The sequence below is a fragment of the Mesorhizobium sp. B2-5-11 genome (assembly GCF_006440835.1).
GTDB lineage: Bacteria > Pseudomonadota > Alphaproteobacteria > Rhizobiales > Rhizobiaceae > Mesorhizobium.
The window spans coordinates 515931-532684 of record NZ_VFUK01000005.1 but is presented as its reverse complement, the minus strand read 5'-3'; the positions used below and the strand labels follow the sequence as shown (position 1 = coordinate 532684).

The 16754-nt window shown below is 61.5% G+C and carries 16 protein-coding genes and 1 tRNA gene; 8 read left to right on the top strand and 9 right to left on the bottom strand.

The annotated features are described in order from the left end of the window. Positions 1-137: 137 nt before the first annotated feature. Together FJ490_RS19270 and FJ490_RS19265 are read right to left on the bottom strand one after the other, a co-directional pair. The gene (locus FJ490_RS19270) at positions 138-434 is read right to left on the bottom strand and encodes a conjugal transfer protein TraD (RefSeq protein ID WP_140729642.1); all 297 of its coding nucleotides are present in this window, start codon (positions 432-434) and stop codon (positions 138-140) included. A 4-nt stretch (positions 435-438) separates the two neighbouring features. After that, the gene (locus FJ490_RS19265; protein ID WP_140729643.1) at positions 439-762 is read right to left on the bottom strand and encodes a conjugal transfer protein TraD; all 324 of its coding nucleotides are present in this window, start codon (positions 760-762) and stop codon (positions 439-441) included. 182 nt (positions 763-944) lie between these two features. Here FJ490_RS19265 and traA point away from each other — a divergent pair, with 182 nt between their 5' ends. The 3 genes from traA (at position 945) to FJ490_RS19250 (ending at position 6008) form a co-directional block, all read left to right on the top strand. Continuing rightward, the gene (gene traA, locus FJ490_RS19260; protein ID WP_140729644.1) at positions 945-4052 is read left to right on the top strand and encodes a Ti-type conjugative transfer relaxase TraA; all 3108 of its coding nucleotides are present in this window, start codon (positions 945-947) and stop codon (positions 4050-4052) included. Between the two features lie 128 nt (positions 4053-4180). Beyond that, positions 4181-4396, top strand: a complete 216-nt coding sequence (locus tag FJ490_RS19255; protein ID WP_140729645.1) for an AlpA family phage regulatory protein — start codon at positions 4181-4183, stop codon at positions 4394-4396. Positions 4397-4799: 403 nt separating this feature from the next. After that, positions 4800-6008 carry an integrase arm-type DNA-binding domain-containing protein gene (locus FJ490_RS19250; protein ID WP_064994782.1) on the top strand — a complete coding sequence of 403 codons (1209 nt, stop codon included), beginning with the start codon at positions 4800-4802 and terminating at the stop codon, positions 6006-6008. A 294-nt stretch (positions 6009-6302) separates the two neighbouring features. On the opposite strand, the gene FJ490_RS19245 is transcribed toward FJ490_RS19250, so the two are convergent. Next, positions 6303-6845: an SLATT domain-containing protein gene (locus FJ490_RS19245; protein ID WP_224656008.1), complete on the bottom strand. Its 543-nt coding sequence runs from the start codon at positions 6843-6845 to the stop codon at positions 6303-6305. A gap of 25 nt (positions 6846-6870) precedes the next feature. Next, positions 6871-7752 (bottom strand): nucleotidyltransferase, encoded by an 882-nt coding sequence (locus FJ490_RS19240; RefSeq protein WP_064994781.1) that lies wholly within the window; start codon positions 7750-7752, stop codon positions 6871-6873. A gap of 376 nt (positions 7753-8128) precedes the next feature. Between FJ490_RS19240 and FJ490_RS33130 the strand changes: the two genes are divergently transcribed. The 3 genes from FJ490_RS33130 (at position 8129) to FJ490_RS19225 (ending at position 9860) form a co-directional block, all read left to right on the top strand. Next, a complete protein-coding gene (locus FJ490_RS33130; RefSeq protein ID WP_084016061.1) occupies positions 8129-8380 on the top strand; it encodes a hypothetical protein in 252 nt (83 codons plus the stop codon). A gap of 67 nt (positions 8381-8447) precedes the next feature. After that, complete coding sequence (locus FJ490_RS19230; protein ID WP_084016009.1) at positions 8448-8657, top strand: helix-turn-helix domain-containing protein; 210 nt, start codon at positions 8448-8450, stop codon at positions 8655-8657. 12 nt (positions 8658-8669) lie between these two features. Beyond that, positions 8670-9860: a site-specific integrase gene (locus tag FJ490_RS19225; protein ID WP_064994569.1), complete on the top strand. Its 1191-nt coding sequence runs from the start codon at positions 8670-8672 to the stop codon at positions 9858-9860. Positions 9861-9966: 106 nt separating this feature from the next. On the opposite strand, the gene FJ490_RS19220 is transcribed toward FJ490_RS19225, so the two are convergent. Continuing rightward, positions 9967-10042, bottom strand: a tRNA-Ile gene (locus FJ490_RS19220). 145 nt (positions 10043-10187) lie between these two features. Here FJ490_RS19220 and FJ490_RS19215 point away from each other — a divergent pair. Further along, the gene (locus tag FJ490_RS19215) at positions 10188-10898 is read left to right on the top strand and encodes an SIMPL domain-containing protein (protein WP_140524832.1); all 711 of its coding nucleotides are present in this window, start codon (positions 10188-10190) and stop codon (positions 10896-10898) included. Between the two features lie 279 nt (positions 10899-11177). On the opposite strand, the gene FJ490_RS19210 is transcribed toward FJ490_RS19215, so the two are convergent. Then, positions 11178-11534: a hypothetical protein gene (locus FJ490_RS19210; RefSeq protein ID WP_140671247.1), complete on the bottom strand. Its 357-nt coding sequence runs from the start codon at positions 11532-11534 to the stop codon at positions 11178-11180. 305 nt (positions 11535-11839) lie between these two features. Beyond that, positions 11840-12286, bottom strand: coding sequence for a YcgN family cysteine cluster protein (locus tag FJ490_RS19205; RefSeq protein ID WP_140496402.1), 447 nt, complete (start codon positions 12284-12286; stop codon positions 11840-11842). Positions 12287-12483: 197 nt separating this feature from the next. On the opposite strand from FJ490_RS19205, the gene FJ490_RS19200 reads away from it, so the two are divergent. Continuing rightward, positions 12484-14691, top strand: coding sequence for an OmpA family protein (locus FJ490_RS19200; RefSeq protein ID WP_140495894.1), 2208 nt, complete (start codon positions 12484-12486; stop codon positions 14689-14691). A gap of 365 nt (positions 14692-15056) precedes the next feature. Here FJ490_RS19200 and FJ490_RS19195 read toward each other — a convergent pair whose 3' ends face one another. Further along, positions 15057-15923, bottom strand: a complete 867-nt coding sequence (locus FJ490_RS19195; RefSeq protein WP_140560668.1) for an NAD(P)-dependent oxidoreductase — start codon at positions 15921-15923, stop codon at positions 15057-15059. A gap of 143 nt (positions 15924-16066) precedes the next feature. Next, on the bottom strand, positions 16067-16747 hold the full coding sequence (locus tag FJ490_RS19190) for a helix-turn-helix transcriptional regulator (RefSeq protein WP_140728595.1): 681 nt from the start codon (positions 16745-16747) through the stop codon (positions 16067-16069). Positions 16748-16754 lie beyond the last annotated feature (7 nt).

The following is a 16754-nucleotide window of genomic DNA, read 5'->3' as shown; positions in this document are numbered from 1 at the left end:
CGAGCGCGACGTCCGGTTCGTGATCTCTACCTCATCCCAGCGCGCCCATCCCGCGCAGCGGGTTCGTTCTTCGGCCCCCATCGAGACCTTCGAGATGCTGAAACCCAAAATCGACGGCCGGAGCGAAGTGGGCGGCGCTACGATATTTGAGGTCTCCGCACTGCCCGCCGCTCGCGGCAAACATCGCTACGCTTGCTGTCCCTTAGTTCTTCATTCCGCTCCGCCATAAACGCCTCTTTCCCCTTTTCGGCCCAGAGGTTTCGCGCCCGCTCGGCGTCCTCGCTTTTGAGCTTGTCGGCCATCCAGAGTAGCGCGCCGAGGATGGTGGCGCGATTGTCGTTGGTCAGCTCGACGATGCCAGCTTTGACGACGAGGCCACCGAGTTCGATGAGGTGTCGCGTGCGCTTGCGGCGCTCGACCTGCCAGACGCGCATGTCATTACGAGCCCGCGCCGCTTGCCGGCGATTGCGCGCTGCCCGGTTGCGCTTGAGCGCTGCCAGTGTTGCGGCCAGGCGTTGCTGCAGATCGTCGTGGCCTGCTCTCAAAAAACATCGCTCCTCGCCTGGCCCAGGCCTCGCGCTTCGCGGCCTCTTTCGTTTCGGCCAGCACGATCAGCGCGCCGGCCAGTTCGTCGGCGGTGAGGCTGTCGGCGCCGGTGGCGATCACCAGTTCGCCGAGCTGCTGTACCTTGCGGGTCTTGAGGTCTTTCGCCTTGTCCTCCAGTGCTTTCAGTTCGGCGTCGTAGTCGCGTGGCTTGCGCATCTGCCGTCTCCATCACCTTGGTCAGTTGTCGATGCGGCGATGATAGTTGGACGCTCTGCGGAAGGCTTCCCTGTTGCCGGGACGGTCTGGCATGCGCCGGTCCATCCCGAGATTTTTTCGAGGGAGGGCGCGCTTATACGTCGTGCCGACGTGCGCTTTGCCGTGCAAATGATCTGGTCGCGATGGCGATCTATCATCTTCATGTCAAGGTCATTGGCCGGAACGCTGGGAGCAGTGCGGTGGCGTCCGCCGCCTACCGCTCGGCTTCGCGCATGCGCGACGAGCGCATCGATCGCGTCCAGGATTTCTCCGCCAAGCGCGGCGTTGTCCATTCCGAGGTGCTGCTGCCTCAGAATGCACCCGAAGCCTGGAGCGACCGCGAGCGGCTGTGGAACGATGTCGAGGCCTTCGAGATACGCAAGGATGCCCAGCTTGCCCGCGAAGTGGAGTTTTCTCTCCCGCGCGAGATGAGCGAGGCACAGGGCATCGAGCTTGCCCGTGACTTCGTACGATCAGAGTTCGTCGATCGCGGCATGGTGGCCGATCTCAATGTGCATTGGGATGTTGCCGAGGACGGAAGTCTCAAGCCGCACGCCCATGTCATGCTCACCATGCGGGAGACCGATGAGAATGGTTTTGGCCCAAAAGTGCGGGACTGGAACCGCACCGAACTGGTCGAGCACTGGCGCGAACGCTGGGCCGAGCTTGCCAATGAACGCCTGGCCGAACTCGATATCGACGCCCGCATCGATCATCGCAGCCTGGAAGCGCAGGGCATCGAACTGGAGCCGCAAACGCAGATCGGCGCGCCGGCACAACGTATTGAAGGCTTGGACATCGCCGGCGATGGAATCGACGCGGCAGATGTTGCCGACCGCGCCGAACTGCACCGCGAGATCGCCCGCAACAACGGCATCCGCATCGTCGCCGATCCTTCTGTGGCGCTGGATGCAATCACACACCAGCAATCGACCTTCACCCGCCGCGACATGGCGCGGTTTGCACACCGGCACAGCGACGGCATCGACCAGTTCAACGAGGTGATGGGCGCGATCTCCAACGCGCCCGACCTGGTCGAACTCGGCAAGGACGGACGTGGAGAAGGTCGCTTCACCACCCGGCAGATGATCGAGGCGGAACAGCGCCTGCATCGCGCCGCGGAATTGATGGCCGAGCGGGAACGGCATTCTCTGAACGATGCGCATCGAAATGTGGCTTTGTCATCTGCGGAACATCGCAGCTTTGTCCTTTCCGATGAGCAGGCCGATGCGCTGGCACATATCACCGATGGCCGCGATCTCGGCATCGTCGTCGGCTATGCCGGCACCGGCAAGAGCGCCATGCTCGGGGTAGCGCGTGAGGTTTGGCAGGCGGCCGGCTACGAGGTTCGTGGTGCTGCCCTTTCCGGCATTGCCGCCGAGAACCTTCAAAGCGGATCCGGCATATCTTCACGCACCATCGCCAGCATGGAACATGGCTGGGGACAAGACAGGTACCTGCTCACATCCCGTGATGTGCTGGTGATCGACGAGGCCGGCATGGTCGGCACGCGCCAGTTGGAGCGCGTGCTCTCCCATGCGGCGGAAGCCGGTGCAAAGGTCGTGCTGGTCGGCGATCCGCAGCAGCTTCAGGCGATAGAAGCCGGTGCTGCCTTCCGCTCCATCCATGACCGTCATGGCGGCGTCGAGATCGAGACCGTGCGTCGGCAGCGCGAGGACTGGCAGCGTGACGCCACGCGCGATCTGGCGACAGGCAAGATCGGCGCAGCGATCGATGCCTACGACGCAAAGGGCATGGTCCACGAGACAAAGACGAGGGAACAGGCCCGTGGCGATTTGATCGAGCGCTGGGACCGCGATCGGCAAGTACAACCGGACGCGAGCCGCATCATCCTCACCCACACCAATGCCGAGGTGCGGGAACTCAACGAGGCAGCACGCGACAGAATGCGCGCCGCCGGCGATCTGGGTGATGACGTTCAGATCTCTGTCGAGCGTGGCACGAGAACCTTCGCCAGTGGCGACCGCGTCATGTTCCTGCGCAACGAGCGCAGCCTTGGTGGCGTTGAAGGGGGTGTCAAGAATGGTACGCTCGGCACCATCGACCGGGTCAGCGCGCAGAGCATGACCGTGCAGATCGATGACGGCCGCTCCATCTCGTTCGACCTGAAGGACTATGCCCACATCGACCGCGGCTATGCGGCGACCATCCACAAAGCACAGGGCATGACGGTCGACCGCACCCATGTGCTGGCGACGCCGGGCATGGATGCCCATGGCAGCTACGTCGCACTGTCGCGGCATCGCGGCGGCATGGACCTGCACTATGGCCGTGACGATTTTGCCAGCCGGGACAAACTCATCCGCACATTGTCGCGCGGTCGCGCCAAGGACATGGCGTCGGATTACGAGAAGCTCGATCCGGCGCAAAGCTATGCCGAGCGGCGCGGGATCACCTTCCGCCAGCGGGTCGTCGAGATCGTCAGGAAAATCGTGCCGGAGAAGCTGCGTGACAGGATCGACGGCCTGCTGGACGGATTACGCACGCCGGGAGACGAAGCGTCCGGCCAGGAAAGCGGGCGCCGGCCGGGAAGGGACAATGGTGGAGCTCCGGTTGGGCGCGGTGGAGCCCAGCCGGAAAGGGAGGGGCCCGTACGGGAAAGGCCAAAGCCGGATGCGCAGCGAGAAGCGGTAGTGCCGGCGGACCCAGAAGCGGCATTGCGCAGTGCTCGCACCAAGGCGCTTGTGCGCCATGCGCGTGCGATCGATGCCATCCTCTCCGCCGGGAGTACGGACGGCCACGGCACGCCGGAGCAGATGCGCGAATTGAAGGAAACACGCACCGCCTTCGAGAAAGTTCGCTCGCATGGCTGGCGCGATGCGGAAGCGGCCTATGTGAAGAATCCCGAGCTTGTCCGTGAGGCGGGATCTGGCCGGGTCAATCGCATCGTGCGCGCCCTCCAGCTCGAAACCGAAATCCGCAGTGGGCGGAGCACCGATGCGGGCATCAGTCCGACCGTGCGCGCCGAGCGCTTCGTCGAGCGCTGGCAGAAGCTCGACCAGGCCAGCCAGCGCCAGTACCAGGTTGGCGACATGGCTAGCTACAAATCAACCCGTTCCGCGATGTCAGACATGGCCAAGAGTCTCGAACGCGACCCGCAACTGGAATCCCTGCTCGCCAATCACAAAAAGGCGCTCGGCATCCAGGTCGAATCGGGTCGGCGCTTGGGCGCAGAACTCGCCTTCAATCATGGCATCGAGCTCGGAAGGGGTCGCGGCATCGGACTCTGACCCATCCGATTTGCCGCCGTTTGCGCGCCGGGCTGCGGTAGGGCGGGAATACGTCTTGCGCGATCGATACAGCCTGCTTTGTCTGCCCCATCAGGTAGCAGGAGCACCCAGCAGGAGACAGCGTAGCCATGCCCGAACCCGACCGCATCATCCGTAGCAGAACCGTCCTGGCCCGGACCGGCCTGTCCCGCTCGACCATGTATCGCAAGATCGCCGAGGGCACGTTCCCGGCGCAGATCAGGATCAGCGTCAACGGTGCCGGCTGGCGGGAGTCGGAAATCAATCGGTGGGTAGAGAACCCCGCATCTTGGAGGCCGCTGCGAGATGGTGATAAAATCCAATAGGACCGGTGCGAGAGGCAGGCCGATAAGGTGTACCGGACGCGCAATGCAATTTTCTGTGGAAAAGCGGAGCCGAACCACCGGTATGATTTTGAATTGGGTAATTTTACGGGTAAGGGTCACTACCCACATTGAAGATTTATGAGTGATTTCAAATACTTAGATAACAATTCGATTCCGCCTCTGGGCACCATCCCCTCTTCTCCCGACAGTCTCTTTCGCCGAAGCATCTACGCTTTTGTCTCGGCAAATGTCTGAAATCCTTGGTAATTTTTGTGACGCAAGGCGCGGTTGGCCGTGTTTTGTGGAATTTCGGCGTAGTTGGTCCAACGAGGCGGAGGGCTGGTATTTTCGGTGGTATTGGAGATCCTGATGGTATCGATGCAGCCAAATGGAGCTCCCGGAAATGGCGCTTTCCGACGTAAAATGCCGAAATGCCCGACCCGCTTCAAAGCTCGTGAAATTGTCTGACGGTGGCGGGCTCCAGCTTTGGGTTCAGCCTACCGGATCTCGCCTATGGCGCCTCGCCTATCGTTTTGGCGGCAAGCAGAAGCTTCTGGCGTTGGGCAGCTATCCGCTCATCTCCCTGGCTGAGGCACGCGAGGCGCGCGATACCGCCAAACGTCTCCTCCTACGTGGCATCGACCCCGCCCAGGAGCGTAAGTCACAAAAGGCTTCGGCAGAGGACACCTTTCGCTCAATCGCGGAGGACTATGTCGACAAGCTGAAGAAGGAGGGTCGTGCCGACCGGACCATCACCAAGGTCAAATGGTTGCTCGACTTTGCCCATCCAACGTTGGGGGACAAAAGCGTTCGGGAGATTGATCCGGCCACAATTCTTGCCGCTCTCCGCAGCGTGGAGGTTCGCGGTCGATACGAGTCGGCCAGGCGACTGCGCTCCACTATCGGCAGCGTGTTTCGATATGCAATCGCAACCGCACGCGCCGATACAGATCCGACGATCGCCCTGCGGGGAGCACTCGTCGGTCCAACGGTCACGCCGCGCGCCGCCGTTACCGATCCTAAGGCCTTGGGAGGCTTGCTGAGGGCGATCAATGCATTTGACGGGCAGCCGACAACCCGAGCCGCCCTAAGGCTGATGGCCCTGCTGTTTCCCCGCCCCGGCGAGCTGCGCGCGGCCGGATGGGACGAGTTCGATTTCGAAAGCTCGGTGTGGAGCATCCCTGAAGGGCGCATGAAAATGAGACGGCCGCACCGCGTACCTCTCTCCAGGCAGGCCGTCGGGGTCCTGACCTCACTTAGAGAAACCTCTGGTGGGGGCACGCTGTTGTTTCCTAGTATTCGATCGGGCTCGCGTCCGATTTCCGACAACACGCTTAACGCTGCCCTTCGCCGTATTGGGTACGGCAAGGAAGAAGCCACCGCGCACGGTTTTCGAGCAACGGCATCAACTTTGCTAAACGAATGCGGAAGATGGCATCCGGACGCCATAGAGCGGCAGCTGGCCCATGTTGAGAACAACGACGTACGTCGCGCCTACGCCCGGGCAGAGTACTGGGAAGAGCGCGTAAAGATGATGCAATGGTGGGCCGATTATCTGGATGAACTCGAGAGCAAAAACGCGCGGGTGAAAACGGCGGTTGAAGATCGCTAAAACTGGGCCACCTTTGGTCTGGCGAATCTAATGACCAAGACATGGAGATTTGCAGCGCTGTACCATTGTACCGAATTAAACTCTGCGAGAGTGATCCCTCCCGCTTCGGGGCACATTAACACTGCCCGATTTTCTAGTGAAGCCAAGCATTCTGACTCGATTCGGCCCACACATGGCTGGAAGTGAAAGAGAGCTTTGCGCCCGATTTCGGTCGTTGAGACGCCCTTTACACTGTCCGAAAGGCCGCCGTTCGTTTATTTACCTAGCCTGCTGGCGGGACCGACCGGCGCTTGACTAAGCCCTGCTCGACCGCCTTAACGTGGTGGGCAGCATATCGTCGATTTCCTTGTCGGAGAACATAAGCTCCTCGTTGTCCTTCAAGGAATTCTGTGCCTTCTTGTAGGCCTTCCCGTCCGTGAAGGGTGCCGCCCGATAGATTTCGTGAAGGTTGGTCTGCAACTCGTCGCGCTGAGTCCGAAGGTCGTCAATTGGCACTGCCGTATTGAGCGCGTCGGTTATCAGGCTGAGGTAAGATTCTCGCACATTCCAGATGTCGGACGCGGTTTCCCTGTGTCGCTGCGCGAGAGCACCGGGGTCTAGGTCCTTCTGGTAGGCGTTGTAGATCAGGCTGAGAATGGCAAGCACGACGGTCGCGTATTCCGCATATTGCAGAAGCCCCGTCTCCGCCCTGAAAACGGTCGTCACCGCGCCGCCGGCGATGAGCGCGGACAGGATGATGTTGAACCACTTTGCATACCATTGATGGTCGGCAAGCCGCTCGGCCATCTTCTCGTGGATCTTGTGGGTGTAGGCGCAACGGCCGTAACACTCGCGCACTTGGCTCTCGAGTTGGTACCGCGGATCAAATTGGGAAGGTTGTGCCAAAGACGATCCTCCATTTCGCGCGGCGCTGTGCGGCTTTGTCGTCGGTCTGCATGTTGCAGGCCTCGACGGCGATATTGTAGTCACTGAGCGCCTTCAACCAGAACACCCCCGTCTTGTAGACGTAGGAACCGCTTCCCGGCATCCGCCAGTAAGTTTTCTCTCGGTCGAGGTCGTAGAGATACTTCAGGAAGTCCCGCGCCATGTAGTCATGATAGCCGTAGGATTTATCCCGATACTCCCACGTTTCGATGAACTGATAGGCAAGCGCGTCAATCAGCGCTCCAGTCATCGGAACGCTATTATGGTCTTTCCACACCCTCATCATGCGGCCGAGCGCTTTCAGGTTGCCGTTAACGGCCGTATTGCGTGTCTGGACGGCATTTATCTCTGCCCGGGGGTTGCACTGTCGCCAGGTACCTCCCCCGTTTGAATCGGCAAACGTCCAGGAACCGTCCGTGTTGTCGAAATAGGGGAGGATTTCGAATGTGATTCCGTCCGTGAAGGAGATGACGACAACCTGACCGTTGCCGCCGACGTTGCTGGAGCCGTAGGTTTTGAGGAGGGAGTTTTTCACGGCCTGAAGAAGTGCGGACTGACCGTTGCCCTGATACGCGCTGTATTTGACGTATTCCGCATAGGGGAGCTGGAAGCCGATATCCAGGTCGCTGATTCCGCGTGCGGCGGTGTCGCGACCGTAAGAGCCAACATAGAGACTGTGGGCGGAGCTGGAATCAGTGTTCCAGAAGTCTGTGTTAAGGCGCGTGGTGATACGCCGGTACCGCTGTCCTATCGAGCTGATCAGGTCGGTGCCGATATTGTAGTTATTCCGGAAGTTGTAGAACTCGTCAGATACGCCCATTCCCATCCCCACCAGCGGTAACTTCGTCGGGAGATGGCAATTTTATGCTTTCAGCGCAATAGCTTCGGTGTGCGTTCAACGGGAATATTACGCGGCGGACATGAACTATGCTCGCGGGCTGTGGCGAGGGCTGATGTCAGTTTCTTCCTCATTTGGATATCAACTCGCGCCCATGGGATTGCGCTCCTGCCGGAATGCCCCCCGTTCACACGTTGCTGCCAGTTTACGCCGAACGAACTAGTCAGGCCGCTTCCGCTTAACGAGGCTCTTCTTATTTTAGCCAAACATGATCTCCTCGCTGCGGAATGGCAACTAAGATGTGGCTTTTGTGCTTCGATACCCACACGCCGGGAATACCAGGACCGAGGCAGCGTCCATGAAGAGTGACGCAATCTCGTATGCCCCACGAGGGCTATCTCGTGAGGAAGCGGCTCGCTACATCGGTGTAGGATCGACGCTCTTTGACGAGATGGTTGCCGATGGGCGAATGCCGAAGCCCAAGCGCATCAACAGCCGCGCTGTCTGGGATCGTGTAGCCCTGGATATTGCTTTCACCTCGTTGCCGGACAAAGATAGCCGCCTTCAAGAGCTGTTGGAACGAAGTAGGCGGGAGGTAGAAAAGCGATAGAAAATACGTTTATTGCGTATACGCTGCGGACGTAGTACGATGAAAGCCCGTGTGCGGAAGGCATGACGTGAGCGAGAACGACAAACTTGCGCAAGACGTGAAAGCATGGCGGGCCAAGGAAGGGTTCACTGCCGCAGCCGCGGCCAAGGTGCTTGGAATACCGAAGCGCACCTTTGAAGGCATAGAGCAAGGAAGAGGCTTTCCTTACCCGGTGCTCCTGCGGGTTGCCATCGAAAGCAAAACCCGTTCGGTACGGGCAGATCTGAAAGGGTCCTGAAAGGAGCATTTGATGGCTCGCCCATTTAAGGACCCCAGTTACCCTGGGGTATCTTCGCGCCTCAAGAACGGCAAGCGAATCTATCGCTACCGCGCAAAAGGCGTGCCCGAGATGCACCTTCCTGGCAAACCTGGCGATCCCGAGTTCGAGGCGGCTTACGAGAAGGCCACGCAGGGCCAACACAAGAATGCAGGGATCATCGATTTGCCCGGTCGGGCACTGCCTGAAACTTTTGGCCATGCCGGGCGCCGGCTTGAAACGACAATGGAGTGGCTCGATTTTGATGAAGCGACGCAGCGGAAGAATGCGCGACTGATTGAGCGTTTTCTTAATCTGCGGGTCGATCCAAATTACCCACTCACTTGGCGCGATACTCCGGTGCAACATCTCGACGCGGATCGGCTTCGCGCCATCATCGAAAGCATCTTCAGGAGCAACCGCACAGTCGCCAAACATATGCTGGTTGCCATCAAGAAGCTTTTATGGGTCGCGACCGATGTCGAGAAATGGATAAAGCCGCAGGATGATCCTTCACTGTCAATTCGCGTACGCGTGCCCAAATCGACCAAGAACCCGGCTTGGCCAATTGCGATCCGAGAAAAGTACGAGGAGCGGCATCCGATCGGGACGCCGGCTCGGACGTGCTACGCGCTTGGTTTCTGGCTCGGCAACCGACGAGGCGACATCGCTGACCTTGAATGGGATGATCTCGTGACCGAGGAGATCGAACTGTTCGACGGTTCCTTGGCATTGATCGAGGCGTTCGCCTTCCGACAGAAGAAGAACCGAAACCGTCATGGCGGACGGGAGATGTTTATCCCGGTGGTGGACAAACTGGCGGCTGCGCTAGACCCGCTTGACCGCTCGAAGGGTGGAACCGTCTTGAAGAATGGCTATGGCAACCCGTTTTCAGAAAAGAGCCTGACAGGCATGATGCAGCATTGGGCACGACAGGCCGATATTCCTGACGGCTATACGCTTCACGGCCTGCGCCGTACCTTCGGCACCTACCTCGCTGAATGCAACATCCAGGCCCGGGCCATCATGGACGCCATGGGGCATTCCTCCATGACGGTGACGGATGACTACGTGCGTGAGGCCAACAAGAAGCGGATCGCGGTTGATATTGCTCGCGCGATCAACGAGCGCGAGGCCAAACGCGACGCCATGAAGCGACGGGCAAACCTCCGCATCGTCAGATAATCACACCGAGTCGGAACAAACCGGGACCACGGTCCTTGTTTTGGCCCATAATGGACCCAAAACGTTTTGGGCCGAGGGCACTTTTCCGAAATAAAATCAATGGTCATGGTGGGCCCGGAGGGACTCGAACCCCCAACCAAGCGGTTATGAGCCGCCGGCTCTAACCATTGAGCTACAGGCCCCACGCGGGCTGGATTAATGTTTTTCGCATCGCGGCACAAGGCTTTCCGGGACCGCTGGTCACAATCGTCCAAATCAGCCCATAATCGCGCCATAAGGAGCCGCGTGCGCCCGCTGGGCGCGGATATGCTTACCCGAGGAGATTTCATGACCAGACCTCTTTTGCCCCTCGCACTCGCCGCCGCCATCGCCTTTCCGGCGCTGGCCGCGGCCGCTGAGTCGCCGACACCGCCCCGTATCGTGGTTTCGGGCGAAGGGGCGGCGACCGTAGCGCCCGACCTGGCGGTCCTGACGCTCAGCGTCATGCGCGAAGCCAAGACGGCGCGCGCCGCACTGGATGCCAACAACGACGCCATGGCGGCCGTGATCGCCGCGATGAAGTCGGCCGGCATCAAGGACCGCGACCTCCAGACCGCGGGCATCCAGATCAATCCGCGCTATAACTACACAAACAAGCCCGACGGCGGCCAGGAGGCCGAATTGATTGCCTACCAGGTAACCAACACGCTGTCGGTGCGCGTGCGCGATGTCGACAAGACCGGCGAGATCCTCGACAAGGCGGTATCGCTGGGCGTCAACCAGGGCGGCGGCATCGTCTTCACCAACGACAATCCGGCTGCCACCGTCACCGAAGCGCGCAAAAAGGCGGTGGCCGATGCCATGGCCAAGGCCAAGACGCTGGCGGAAGCCGCCGGCGTCAGCATAGGCCGGGTGATCGAAATCACTGACCAGAACATCGCGCCGCCACCGATGCCGATCAACGCCAAGGCCTTCGACGCGGCCGTCGGTGCTGCTCCGGTGCAGGCCGGCGAGAACGCCTACAATGTCCAGGTCACCGTTACCTTCGAACTGAAATAAGCGTCTTCGATGGTCCATGGCCGAGCCCGACCCTGAACCGTCCGCCGTGGTGCATGAAAAACCCGCGGGATCGCTCCCGCGGGTTTTTTGAGCCGCATTCTTCCCGAAGGAAAGCGGCTCCACTACTCCAGACCGACCTTCGCAGAAGGTCGTGTCTCCAGACTGATCCTGAAAGGATCATGTCTCCAGACGGATCTTCGCAGAGGGTGGTGTCTGCGACTGACCCCGCAGAAGATCATGCCGCTACCAACCCTCGCAGAAGGTCGCGCCTTAAGAGGCTCAGCGGTTGATGATCGGGCAACCACGCTCATTGGCGAACACGATGACGACGCGGTCGCCATACTGGCGGCCCATCACCTTGACCGTGCGGCGGCTGACGTCGACGACGCGGGCACGGTGCAGCCCCATGCGTTCGGCCTTGTTCAGGGCCCAGTCGGGCGAACAGCCGCGGCGCCAGTCGTCGCGGCGTTCATCGCGGCGGTGGCGATAGCCGTCATCGCCGGCATAGACGCCGAAGCGCGGATCGTTGTTGTTGCCGAAGCCCAGGTAAAGGCTGTCGGCATGGGCGGGAACGGCCGCCAGCGTACCGAGGCCGACGAGGGCCGAAAGTGCTGCCGTTTTCACCGTGTTGAACATGGTCTTCTCTCCTTGTTGCGGGCTCTCGCCCGTCCTCTTGAAATCGATGATGGGAGAATGCACCCGCCTGTCTGAACTATTTACGAACCCGCCGTTCATCCGCGGTTCATGTGGCGGAAAAAGGAAGCTTCTGCCGGTTTTCCAACAATGTGCCCCAAACGTCTCGCATGGTTCCTGGTTCCTGCGCGCCCTTGCGGACACCGGCCTCAGGGCTCGGCATACCGATGCGAGCCAGGCTCCGCATATCGATGCGCGCTATGGCTCGTCATCCCGATGCGAGCTATGGCTCGTCATCCCGATGCGAGCTATGGCTCGTCATCGAGCATATAGTCGAAATAATCCTCCGGCTCGGCCAGGTCCGTCTCGCTGGCCTTGACCCGGCCGCGCATCGACATGCCGGCCTCATGCACCGTCTCGGCACTGCCCGACACCAGACGGTGCCACCAGTAGAGATCGCGCCCCTCCGCGACCAGCCGGTAGGCGCAGGTGCTGGGCAGCCAACTGATGGTGCGTACATTTTGCGGCGTCAGCCCGACGCAATCGGGAACGCGCGCCAGCCGGTTGTGATAGTCCGAACAGCGGCATGTCTGCGCGTCGAACAGGCGGCAGCCGACACTGGTCCAGTAGATGTCGCCAGTATCCTCGTCCTCGAGCTTCGACAGGCAGCACTTGCCGCAGCCGTCGCAGAGCGATTCCCACTCGGCCGGGCTCATTGCTTCCAGCGTCTTTGTTTTCCAGAACGGCGTTTCCATCTCCGGCATGTGGCCCCAGCCGCCGCGAAGGTCAAGCAGGGCAAGGGCTGGAATGGGGCGGCACCCCCGTCGAAAGACATGAAGTTGCCTTCAAAAGGCCGGCCAATCGCCCCGTACGGTCCCTAACCATGAGCCGCCGGAACCAATTTCGTTAAAATCGGTTTCGGCAAGGATGGGACCCCACAAGGAGAATTTCGATGAAACGCCAACCACGGATTCTGGCAGGCACCGCACTCGGCCTGCTGATGGCATCCGCGCCGTTGGGCGCATCCCCGCTTCAGGGAAGTGCCGCGTTCGGCCCCATGCGAGACAGCGCAATGCCGCTGGTCCTGGCCCAGGACACCCAGACTGACGATGCACAGCAGAGCGACCAGGAACTGCTACGCAAGAAGAAGCGCGATCAGCAACAACAGCAGACCGAACAGGCACCCGCACAGCAGCCCGCGCCAGCCGCCGAGGAACAACAGCCACGCAGGAAGAAGCGCGATCAGCAGCAGGTCGAGCAGGCGCCCGCTGGTGAAGCCGCGCCCGCCGTCGAGGAACAACAACCGCGCAGGAAGAAGCGCGATCAGCAACAGCAGACCGAACAAGCCCCCGCGCAGCAGGCCGCACCAGCTGCCGAGGAACAACAGCCACGCAGGAAGAAGCGCGACCAGCAGCAGGTCGAGCAGGCGCCCGCCGGTGAAGCCGCGCCCGCTGTCGAGGAACAGCAGCCGCGCAGGAAGAAGCGCGACCAGCAGCAGCAGACCGAGCAGGCGCCAGCCGGTGAGGCAGCACCCGCCACCGAGGAACAGCAGCCGCGCAGGAAGAAGCGCGACCAACAACAGCAGACCGAACAGGCACCGGCGGGCCAAACGGAACCTGCCAACGACAACCAGCGCAAGAAGCGCAAACAGGAGCAGCAGGCCGAGCCCAGCGCCGTGCCGACACCGAAGGAAGCACCTGCCGCAGAAGCACCCAAGGCAGAACCGGCACCCTCAGGCGAGAGGCCGGCAGCCCAGGGCGAACAACCCCAGGACAAGAGGAAAAAGAACGCCAGACAACCGGCTAGCGAGCAGCCGGCCAATGGCGAACAGCAGCCGGCCAATGGCGAACAACAGCAAACCGGCAGGCAGCCTGCAACGGGCGAGCAGCCGGCCACGGGTGAACAGCCCAGTGCCGGCAAGGCCGCGCCTGTCCAGGGGCAAAACCCCGAGCAGGCCGAGACGTCCGCCGACAAGAACGCTGCCCCCATTCTCGACAGCCAGAAGGATGCCAGACGCCGCGGCCGCGGCGAGAACGGCCAGGCCAGCAGGAACCCCGCCAACCAGAATGGCGAGCAGCAAAATGGCGAGCAGCAGAATGGTGGGCAAAACGCCCGGCAGGGCGGTGCTCAGGGCCGCCAACCCGCGGTCGCTCCCGTCGACCAGGGTCCGCCCCCGACCGACGATAGAGCTGCTCAGCAGGAGATCAAACCGGAAAAAATCGTCCCGGTTACCGAGGAGAAGGGCAAACGCCTCGAGCGCGCACCGGACGAGAACATCCGCGACCGCCGCCGCCCGAAGGGTGTCGACGTGCTCAAGGAGATCGGCGATCGCGTCATCATTCAGCTCAACGATCAGACATACGTTCAGAGCAGTGACCGGCCGCGCCTGACCCGCGGCGCCAAGGATGTCTACTATGAGGATCTGTCGCAAGGCCGCACGCGCGAGACAGTCGAGCGCGACAACGGCGTGCAGATCGTCACCATCCGCAACCGCTACGGCGACATCATCCAGCGGTCGCGCATCATGCCCGACGGTCATGAGTATGTGTTGAGCTATGTCGACGAACGAAGCTACGACGACGATAACGATTGGCGCGATCCGGGCGACGACCTACCACCGATGCGGCTGACCATTCCGCGCCGGGACTACATCCTTGACTCCGAAGAGGTCGAAAGCCCGGACGACTACTACACCTTCCTCGAGCAACCGCCGGTGGAGAAGGTGCAGCGCCTCTATTCGATCAACGAGGTCAAGCGTTCCGCACGGGTGCGCGACATTGCCCGGCGCATCGATCTTGACACGCTGAACTTCGAATTCGGCTCTTCCTCGATCTCCGATGCCGAGGTGCAGAAGCTCGAGGGTGTCGCCACGGCCATGGAGAAGCTGTTGAAGAAAAACCCGGCCGAGACTTTCCTGATCGAAGGCCACACCGACGCTGTCGGCACACCGGAGGCGAACCTCGCTCTGTCGGACCGCCGCGCCGAAGCGGTGGCCGAAGCGCTGACCAACGCCTTCGGCATACCGCCTGAAAACCTGACCACGCAGGGCTATGGCGAGGAATATCTGAAGGTCGACACCTCAGGCCCCAACCGCGAGAACCGGCGTGTCGCCATCCGCCGCATCACCTCGCTGGTGGCGCCGGTGGCGAGCAACAACTGACCATGGTCGGGAAAGCTGGAAACCGGCTTTCGGAAAAGATCATGATCCATCAAATGTCTGCATTTCCAGACGCTTGAGCAGGCTTCTGGAATCGGATCGGTAAAAGGCCCATCCCGGCTAAACCGGGATGGGCGAGATCGCGGGCAACGGCCCCAAGTTCAACAAGAATTGTCCTGGCGTTAGATCCCGCTCATTGAATCGCGAGGTGGCCTACCCCAGATTCAGGATCGGGCGTTCCCTGCCCCGTCCCGACTCCAGCGGGACGCACTGAGCCCCGCCGGCCCTCTCCGGCGGGGCTTTTTGCTCAGAGCAACTCCAGGAAAATCTGAAACCGAGTTTCATCCGGAATTGCGCCTCGAGACAGCTTAGAAAGCCGTCCTGATCTTCGTGCCGGAATTGGCAAACACCTCGTCCGGGACAAAAAAGTCGCCGGCCAGCGGCCCGGCCGCACCCGGCGCATACACCGAAAAATCGCTGATCCCCTCGGCGCGCAGCACTTCCTCGTCGATGTAGAAATTGCCGGTCGCTTCGCGTGATGGCCGCATGAAGATGGCATGCGCGGCATCGGCCATGATTTCGGGCGAACGGCTCATCGCGGCCACCGTCGCGCCGCCCAGAAGATTGCGCACCGCCGCGGTATCGATGGTCGAGATCGGCCACAGCGAATTGACCGCGATGCCGTCCTTGGCGAACTCCGCGCTCATGCCCAGCGTGCACATGGACATGCCGAACTTGGCCATGGTGTAGGCGACATGGTTCTTGAACCACTTGGCCTTCATGTCGAGCGGCGGCGCCAGATTCAGGATATGAGGATTCCCGGCCAACTTCAGGTGCGGAATGCACATTTTGGAAACGAGAAACGTGCCGCGCGTGTTGATCTGGTGCATCAGGTCGTAACGCTTCATGTCGGTTTCCAGGGTCCCGGTGAGCTGGATGGCGCTGGCATTGTTGACACAGATATCGATGCCGCCGAATTTTTCGACCGTCTTCGACACCGCTTCGGCCACTTGCGCCTCCTCGCGAATGTCGCACAGGACCGGCAGCGCCTTGCCGCCGGCTTGCTCGATCTCTTCAGCGGCGGTGTAGATCGTGCCCGGCAGTTTCGGATGTGGCTCGGCGGTCTTGGCCGCGATCGTCACATTGGCGCCGTCGCGCGCGGCGCGCAAGGCGATCGCCAGCCCGATGCCGCGCGACCCGCCGGAGATGAACAGCGTCTTTCCCTTGAGCGACATTTTTCCTCCGCTTGCATTGTCCGGTGGCGCGATCCTTGCCTGTGGCGGTCCCGGATACAAGAGCTTGCGGCGGCAGGCCATGCTGACGCTGCGGAGGGTCCATTCGTTGGCGATGATCGTCAAATTCCGGCTGAGACGTCACCTCAGACCAACACCAGCCCCTGCCGCATGGCAATGGCGATGGCATCCGTTCGGTTGGCGGCGCCGAGCTTGATCAGGATCGCTGCGACGTGGAACTTCACCGTATGCACGGAAATGTCGAGCCGCCGCGCGATTACCTTGTTGGGGGCGCCCTCGGCCAGCAGCGCCAGCACTTCCGCTTCTCGCGGCGACAGCGCCGGGCGGGCGGCATGCTCGTCGGGATGCTCCTCGTCGAAAAGGCCGTCGCCGCCAATATCGCCGCCGTGGAAATCATCGCGGCGGCCAGGAACGGATCCGCTGTCGCCAAAGACGCGGTAGCCGGCCGCCGCCAGCTTGGCGGCGGCCGCAATCAGCATTGCATCCGCCGCCGTCGGCAGCACGGCGAACACCTGCCCCTGCGGCCGTGCCAGGCCGGCCTGCGAAGACAACAGCACCCGCGCGGTCGCGGCGGGAACGGCGTCGCCCTTCCCTGTTCCCGCACCCGTGGGGCCGGCGGTCTCGTCGACGATGGCGACATCAACCGCTTCGCTGCTGCCCGGCGTCACCGGCAGCAGATCGTCGGTCGCGGCAAGCGACGCGGACAGCCGCTCGGCGCGCGCGGCATCACCGAGCGCGACCAGCACGACCAGCTGCCGCTCGCCGGTGCCGCTTTGCGTCATCTCGCCTGTCGCGATCGCGTCCATTAATCCT